The organism is Herminiimonas sp. KBW02, assembly GCF_003852535.1.
GTDB lineage: Bacteria > Pseudomonadota > Gammaproteobacteria > Burkholderiales > Burkholderiaceae_D > Oxalicibacterium.
Window position 1 is genome coordinate 1 of sequence record NZ_QAJP01000016.1, and the last position, 1061, is coordinate 1061.

At 51.6% G+C, this 1061-nt stretch carries 1 protein-coding gene; it reads right to left on the reverse strand.

Annotated features, from left to right (window positions below):
* On the reverse strand, positions 1 to 1061 hold a 1061-nt coding region (gene tuf, locus DBR37_RS17095; RefSeq protein ID WP_233588418.1), incomplete at both ends, for an elongation factor Tu.

Sequence of the window (1061 nt, forward strand, 5' to 3'; positions counted from 1 at the left end):
GGGTTGATCAGCATGACTGTGATCGACACGTTATCGCCTGGCATCACCATTTCTTTGTCTTTCGGCAACTCGATCGAACCAGTTACGTCCGTTGTACGGAAGTAGAACTGTGGACGGTAGTTGTTGAAGAATGGGGTGTGACGGCCGCCTTCATCTTTCGACAGAACGTAGATTTCGCCTGTGAAATGTTTGTGCGGTTTGATCGAACCTGGTTTTGCCAGAACTTGACCACGTTCCACGTCTTCACGTTTGGTACCGCGCAGCAATACACCAACGTTGTCACCAGCTTGACCCTGATCCAGCAATTTGCGGAACATTTCAACACCGGTACAGGTGGTTTTTTGGGTATCACGGATACCAACGATTTCGATTTCTTCGCCGACTTTGATGATGCCGCGCTCGATACGACCGGTAACAACTGTACCGCGACCCGAGATCGAGAACACGTCTTCTACTGGCAACAGGAATGCGCCGTCAACTGCGCGTTCTGGTGTTGGGATGTAGGTGTCGAGTGCATTAGCCAGGGCCAGAATCGCTTGTTCGCCCAATGGACCTGTGTCGCCTTCCAGCGCCAGTTTTGCCGAACCTTTAACGATAGGCAAGTCGTCGCCTGGGAATTCGTATTTGGAGAGGAGCTCACGCACTTCCATTTCAACCAGTTCCAGCAGTTCTGCATCATCAACCATGTCTGCTTTGTTCAGGAACACGATGATGTATGGAACACCAACTTGACGCGACAACAGGATGTGCTCACGTGTTTGTGGCATTGGGCCGTCTGCTGCGGAGCAAACCAGAATCGCGCCGTCCATTTGCGCTGCGCCGGTGATCATGTTTTTAACATAGTCGGCGTGGCCTGGGCAGTCTACGTGTGCGTAGTGGCGGGTTTCGGTTTCGTATTCAACGTGCGAGGTGTTGATCGTGATACCGCGTGCTTTTTCTTCTGGCGCGTTATCAATTTGATCGTAGCCTTTTGCTTCGCCGCCGAATTTTTTCGACAATACAGTCGCGATCGCAGCTGTCAACGTGGTTTTACCATGATCGACGTGACCAATTGTGCCCAC